Below are 6559 nucleotides of genomic sequence, written 5' to 3' on the forward strand. Positions count from 1 at the left end.
CGGCCGCGGACCGCGCCCGGCGCTGGCCGCGGTCCGCCCGTCGAGCCAGACATCACACCCGCCTGATCACCCCAGGTGTCGGCTTTGATGCCCAGAGTCCCCCCGAGGCTCGCGTCCGACATCGGATCATGGTTTCGCCGCGGGCCGTCCCGCCCGGGAACCGGGGTGTGCGTTCGCCGGGTCCAAGCGGTGGGGTCATGTGCTCCAGCGCCTCCGGATCACGACAGAGATCGCGACATGCCGAGGGTTGTTCAAGGATTCGGCCTCCCCACACCGAACAACCCTCGGCATGCGACCGCACAACCCTCGGCATCCGTCCGCGGAGCGGGCCGTCGACGCCGAGGGCCGGGCGAGGCGGCTAGCCCACCGTCGATTCGGGTTCCCGCGGCGCGGTGGCCGTCGGCACCGATCCGGGCAGCGACCGTGAGGTTCGGGGCGGGCGGGAGGAACGGGAGGGCGCCGACGCGGAGCCGGAGCCGCTGGTGCTGCTGGTACTGGTGGTGGTGGTGGGATCGCCGGGGCCGGCCGGGCTGGTCGTGCCTGACCGGGGGGTGCGCGGCGGGGACTGGGTCTGGCAGGCGCGATAGCAGTCGTACACGCCGCCGACGTGACGGACCGCGGCGAGGATACGGCCGAGCTGCTCCAGGCCGGTGACCTCGATGGTGAAACGGGCGTGGGCGACCCGGTCGTCCGACGTGGTGGTGGAGGCCGCCCGCACCGAGACCGAGGTCTCGGAGAGAATCTCGGTGATGTCGGCCAGTAGCCCGTAGCGGTCGAACGCCTCGACAGCGATCTCCGCCGGGAAGATCGTGACCTGCGGCATGGACCAGCTCGCCACCGGTACCCGCTCACGCTCCGCCGACACATCGATCACGTTCGCGCATTCCTGTCGATGCAGGGCCGCAGCGTTCCCGTGGGTGGTGAGGCCGACGACGGTGTCGCCAGGCAGCGGAAGGCAACATCGCGCCAGCCGGATCGGCGTCCGCACGCCGGTCCCGTCATCAGCGACGGCGGACTGGCTGCCAGCGCTCCCACGACGTCCCGGCCCGGCGACGGCCGCCCCGAGCTCGCCAGCCGCACCGGTCGGCACCGTCGCGCTGGTCGGCACCGTCACACCGGTCGGCACGGTCCCATCGGTCTCGCCGCCGTCGAGGGCGCGGGGAGCGGTCCCGGCTGTCGGTGGCTTCCCGGCGCTGATCGCCGGCCACATCGCCCCGCCGGACCCGAGCGGTCGTGCCGTCGGGCTCGTCCCGGCCGAAGGCGAGGACGAAGCCCTACCCACGGACGTACCGACACCGGTGGACGTACCGACACCACCGGACGTACCGACACCGGTGGACGAGGTCACACCGGCGGTCGGGGACGAGAACGACGACGAGGACCCGGATGGGGAGGTGCGCCGGACCCGGGCCAGGTGGCGACGGATGCGGACGCGAGCCCGGGAGGTCCGCACGAAGCGGAGCCAGTCCTCCGAGGGGCCGGCGCCGGGGAGGTTGGAGGTGAGGATCTCGACCACGTCACCGTTGCGCAGCCGGGTGTGCAACGGGACGAGCCGGCCGTTGACCCGGGCGCCGATCGCCCGGTGGCCGATGTCGGTGTGCACCGCGTAGGCGACGTCCACCGGGGAGGAGCGGGCCGGCAGTGCGATCATGCGGCCCTTCGGGGTGAAGGCGAGCACCTCGTCGGACTCCAGGTCCGACGACAGCGACTCGAGGAACTCGTCCGAGTCGACGGTGTCCTCCTGCCAGTCCAGCAGGCTGTGCAGCCAGGACAGGCCCTCCAGCCGGGCGCCGTCGGCCCCGGCCCCGACGGGACGGGCGATGATGCCGGTCTCGGCCAGCTGGTGCATGGAGGCGGTGCGGATCTGGATGTCGATGCTGCGGCCGTCATCGTCGACGACGGTGGTGTGCAGCGACTGGTACATGTTGAACTTCGGGGTCGCGACGAAGTCACGCAGCCGGCCCGGCACCGGGCGCCACAGGGCGTGGATCACGCCGAGCGCGGCATAGCAGTCGGTGATCTCGTCGACGAGAACGAGCACCCGGACGATGTCGGTGTAGTCCCGCGGTGCCCGCGCCCGTTCCTGGGCCCGCTTGTAGATGGAGAACAGGTGACTGGCCCGGATGGCCACCTCGCCGTCGATCCGGGCGCTGGCGAGACCGGACCGCAGTCGCGACACCATGTCCCGCATGGCGCCGCTGTTCTGCTCGGCGGCGGTGAACTCGTCGACGACGGTGGCGATGCGGGCGTGTTCGGCGGGATGCAGCACGGCGAACGCCCGGTCCTCGAGCTCGCGTTTGATCACGCTCACGCCGAGCCGGTGGGCCAGCGGCGCCAGGATCTCCAGCGTCACCCGGGAGATCTTCTGCTGTTTGGCCGGGGACATGAAGTTGAGCGTGCGCATGTTGTGCAGCCGGTCGGCGATCTTGATGACCAGCACCCGGTAGTCCCGGGCCAGCGCGACGATGAGCTTGCGCAGCGTCTCGGCCTCGGCGGCCTCCCCGAAACGCATCTTGTCCAGTTTGGTGACGCCATCGACGAGGTTGGCGACCTCGGGCCCGAACTCGGCGGTCACCGAGGCGAGGGTGTAGCCGGTGTCCTCGACGGTGTCGTGCAGCAGGGCCGCAATGAGGGTGGTCGTGTCGACGCCGAGTTCGGCGAGTTCGGCGGTGACGGCCAGCGGATGGCTGATGTAGGGGTCGCCGCTGCGGCGCATCTGTCCGGCGTGCAGCTGCTCGGCGACGCCGAAGGCGTGCACGAGGGCCGCGATGTCGGCGCGGGGATGGTAGTCCCGATGGGCCTCGACGATGTCGCGCAGCTCGGGGGGCACCTGCGACATCCGCGGCGCGGCCATCCGCCGGGCCAGGTACGCGAGCCGCACGCTTGCCTGGCGGGCGGCCGACATCGCCCGGGAGGCGTCGTCGGCCGCGGCCGATCTGGCCAGCGCGGGGGACAGCCCGCCGCCGGCCGGAAAGCCCGCACCTACCGTCTCTGCATCCACGGCGCCCCCTTGGGTCTGGCCAGGCCCGGGACTGCCAGGCCTGGCTCTCGGCTAGGCCTGTACGCCCGAGGTGACGCGGAAACAGTCGTAGACCCCATCCAGGGATCGGACCGCGCTCAGGATGTTCCCGAGGTGCTTCGCGTCGCCCATCTCAAAGGTGAAGCGACTGACCGCCACACGATCACGGGTCGTGGTGACCGATGCGGACAGTATGTTGACGTGCCGGTTGGACAGCACCCGGGTCACGTCGGAGAGCAGTTTGGTGCGGTCCTGCGCCTCGACCTGGATCACGGCGAGGAACACCGAGCCCGACGAGGCCGCCCACGCGACCTCGACCAACCGGTCGTGTGGGCCGCCGCGCAGCCCGGTGAGGTTGACGCAGTCGCCGCGGTGCACCGACACCCCCTTACCGCGGGTGACGAAGCCGGCGATGTCGTCGCCGGGCATCGGCGCGCAGCAGCGGGCGAGTTTCGTCCACACGTCGGGAGCGCCGGTGACCAGCACGCTGGGTTCCGCGGCGGAACGGCGCAGCGTGCGGATCGGCAGTTCGGTCTCGCCGACGTCCTCCTCGGCGCCCTCCGGGCCGCCCAGGGTCGCCAGCAGCCGGCTGACCACGGACGCCGCGCTCAGGTGGTTCTCCCCCACCGCCGCGTACAGCGCGGCGACATCCTGGTAGCGCATGTCCTTGGCCAGGCCCAGCAGGGCGTCGCCACTCATCAGCCGGGACAGCGGCAGACCATGACGGCGCATCGCCCGACCGATCGCGTCACGGCCGGCGACGATCGCGTCCTCGCGGCGCTCCCGGGCATGCCACTGGCGGATCTTCGACCTGGCCCGGGACGAGCGGACGAACATCAGCCAGTCCTCGCTGGGACCCGCGGACGGGGCTCGCGAGGTGAAGACCTCGACCGTGTCGCCGTTGTCGAGCTGGGTGTCCAGCGTGGCGATCCGGCCGTTGATGCGCGCGCCGACGCAGTGGTGGCCGACATCGGTGTGCACCGCGTAGGCGAAGTCGACCGAGGTCGACCCGACCGGCAGCGGGATGACGTCACCCTTCGGGGTGAACACGAACACCTCGTCGGTCTCCGCCGCGAACCGCAGGCTGTCGAGGAACTCGCCGGGGTCCGCGCTCTCGCGCTGCCAGTCCAGCACCTGGCGCAGCCAGCTCATCAGGTCCGGCTCCGCGCCGCCGCGGCGCCGCCCGGGACGTGGGGTGGCCGAGGTACGCACGGCGACCCCGTCCTCCTTGTACTTCCAGTGCGCGGCGATGCCGTACTCGGCCCGGTTGTGCATGGCATGAGTGCGGATCTGCAACTCGATGGGTTTGCCCTCCGGGCCGATCACCGTCGTGTGCAGCGACTGGTACATGTTGAACTTCGGCATCGCGATGTAGTCCTTGAACCGGCCCGGGATCGGCTTCCAGTTCGCGTGGACGTTGCCGAGCGTGGCGTAGCAGTCGCGGACGGAGTCCACCAGGACGCGGATACCGACCAGGTCGTAGATGTCGTCGAACGACCGGCCGCGCACCACCATCTTCTGGTAGATCGAGTAGTAGTGCTTCGGCCGGCCGGACACGACCGCCTTGATCCGCGAGTCGCGCAGACCGGTCTGCACCTGGCCGATCACGTCGGCGAGGTAGACGTCGCGGCTCGGCGCGCGGTCGGCGACCAGCCGGACGATCTCGTCGTACCGCTTCGGGTACAGCGCGGCGAAGGAGAGGTCCTCCAGCTCCCACTTCAGCGAGTTCATGCCGAGGCGGTGGGCCAGCGGGGCATAGACCTCGAGCGTCTCGCGGGCCTTGCGCTCCTGCTTGTGTTCGGGCAGGAACCGCAGGGTACGCATGTTGTGCAGCCGGTCGGCGAGCTTGACGACCAGCGCCCGGGGGTCGCGGGCCATGGCCACGACCATCCGGCGGATCGTCTCCGCCTGCGCCGCCTCCCCGACCTTCACGCGGTTAAGTTTGCTGACCGCGTCCACGATCAGTGCGATCTGGTCCCCGAAGGTCTCCCGGATCACGTCGACGGTCAGTGATGTCTCTTCCAGCGTGTCGTGCAGCAGGGCCGCGGACAGCGTCGGAGTGTCCATCCCGAGATCGGCGAGGATGCCCGCGACCGCGATGGGATGACTGATGTAGGGATGGCCGGAGAAACGCACCTGACCGGCGTGCGCCGCGTCAGCGACCTCGAAGGCCCGCAGCACCTGGTCGATATCGGCCCGCGGATGGTTGGCGAGCAACCCCCGCAGCACCGGGTCCAGCGTGGACGACGGCGTGGCCCGGTGGGTGGACAGCCGGGAGAGCCGACCACGTACCCGGCGCGGCAACGGCGGCGACTCGTGCCCGAGCCGCGGGATCACCGGAGCGCTCTGCGACCCTCCGGACGCGCCAACGCCAGGCGGGTCACCGGCCGAGAGACCGCTGCCGGGCGTCGCCGCCTCGGACGGACCATCCGGTGCCCGCTCGGGCAGCGGATGCGGGCCTACCGACTCCGGGCCTACCGACTCCGGGCCTACCGACTCCGGGCCTACCGGCGGGCGAGCCGCCGGCTTGACGGCCGCCGGCTGACGGGCCGTGAGCTCACGAGCCACCGGCTCGCGGCCGGACGCCGGGCGCGCGGGCATCGCCGCCGACCTCGGCTCCCTGATGGGGGCCGAGGCGGACGACGACGCTCCGGTGGTCACCGGCGCTGCCTCAGGCACGGGCCGCTCCAGACTGGGGACTGCTCTGACGAGCGTAACCCCGGGACCGGCCCCCGCCTTCCGCAGACCAGCGCCGATTTAGGTCAAATCGTCAGAAGTGGGACAATATCTAGTGTTCCCAGCCGCGAGCGACCGGGCAGGAACGACAGTTCCATGAGCACCGTCAGTGCGACCACCTCGGCGCCGCACTCCACGAGCAGGCCGTGTGCGGCCGCGGCGGTGCCCCCGGTGGCGAGCACGTCGTCCACCAGCAGCACCCTCTCACCGGCGGGTACCGCGTCCGCGTGGATCTCGATGGTGGCGCTGCCGTACTCCAGGTCGTAGGTGGCGCTGCGGATCGGTCCGGGCAGTTTGCCCTTCTTGCGGATCGGCACCAGGGCGGCACCGATCCGGTCGGCCACCGGGGCGGCCAGCAGAAAGCCGCGCGCCTCGATGCCCGCGATAGTGGTGGCACCCCGCTCCCGCGCGATGTCCGCGATGGCGCCGATCACCACGCCGAACGCGGTGGGTGACGACAGCAGCGGGGTGATGTCCTTGAACACGACGCCGGGCTGCGGCCAGTCCGGGATGTCCCGGACGTGGCTACGCAGCACGTCGGCGGCCGCGTCGTTCGTGGCGGACCGCAGGGGTACCGCCTCGCCGATGCCTGTCATCGTTTCGTTTCGCCCACTTTCGGGTTAGTCCGCTGCCTGTGTTCCAGACGGCCCGGCACAGCCGGCGCCGTACGCGGGACCCGCCCGGCTTGTTCGTGTCACGTCCGGCGGACGTTTCCTACCGTCGCTTCTTACCGCTTGGCCGCCCCCGACGCCCGGGCTTGCGCTGCCCGGCGCGTCGCGCGGCGGCACCTGGCTGCGGCCGACG

The 6559-nt window shown here is 71.2% G+C and carries 3 protein-coding genes; all 3 read right to left on the reverse strand.

Annotation, left to right across the window (positions count from 1 at the left end; all coding sequences use genetic code 11):
- Window positions 1-358: 358 nt before the first annotated feature.
- Window positions 359-3001, reverse strand: a complete 2643-nt coding sequence (locus G6R24_RS16765; protein ID WP_225438632.1) for a RelA/SpoT family protein — start codon at window positions 2999-3001, stop codon at window positions 359-361.
- A 51-nt stretch (window positions 3002-3052) separates the two neighbouring features.
- Complete coding sequence (locus G6R24_RS16770) at window positions 3053-5620, reverse strand: RelA/SpoT family protein (protein ID WP_192029167.1); 2568 nt, start codon at window positions 5618-5620, stop codon at window positions 3053-3055.
- Window positions 5621-5781: 161 nt separating this feature from the next.
- The gene (locus G6R24_RS16775) at window positions 5782-6351 is read right to left on the reverse strand and encodes an adenine phosphoribosyltransferase (RefSeq protein WP_163550178.1); all 570 of its coding nucleotides are present in this window, start codon (window positions 6349-6351) and stop codon (window positions 5782-5784) included.
- Window positions 6352-6559: the final 208 nt, after the last annotated feature.

Origin of the sequence: Candidatus Frankia nodulisporulans, assembly GCF_902806475.1 — a bacterium.
Classification (GTDB): Bacteria; Actinomycetota; Actinomycetes; order Frankiales; family Frankiaceae; genus Frankia; species Frankia umida.

Coding starts and splice junctions, on each gene's coding strand:
- G6R24_RS16775 (WP_163550178.1), bottom strand. CDS start 6,351: ATGACAGGCATCGGCGAGGCGGTACCCCTGCGGTCCGCCACGAACGAC.
- G6R24_RS16770 (WP_192029167.1), bottom strand. CDS start 5,620: ATGCCCGCGCGCCCGGCGTCCGGCCGCGAGCCGGTGGCTCGTGAGCTC.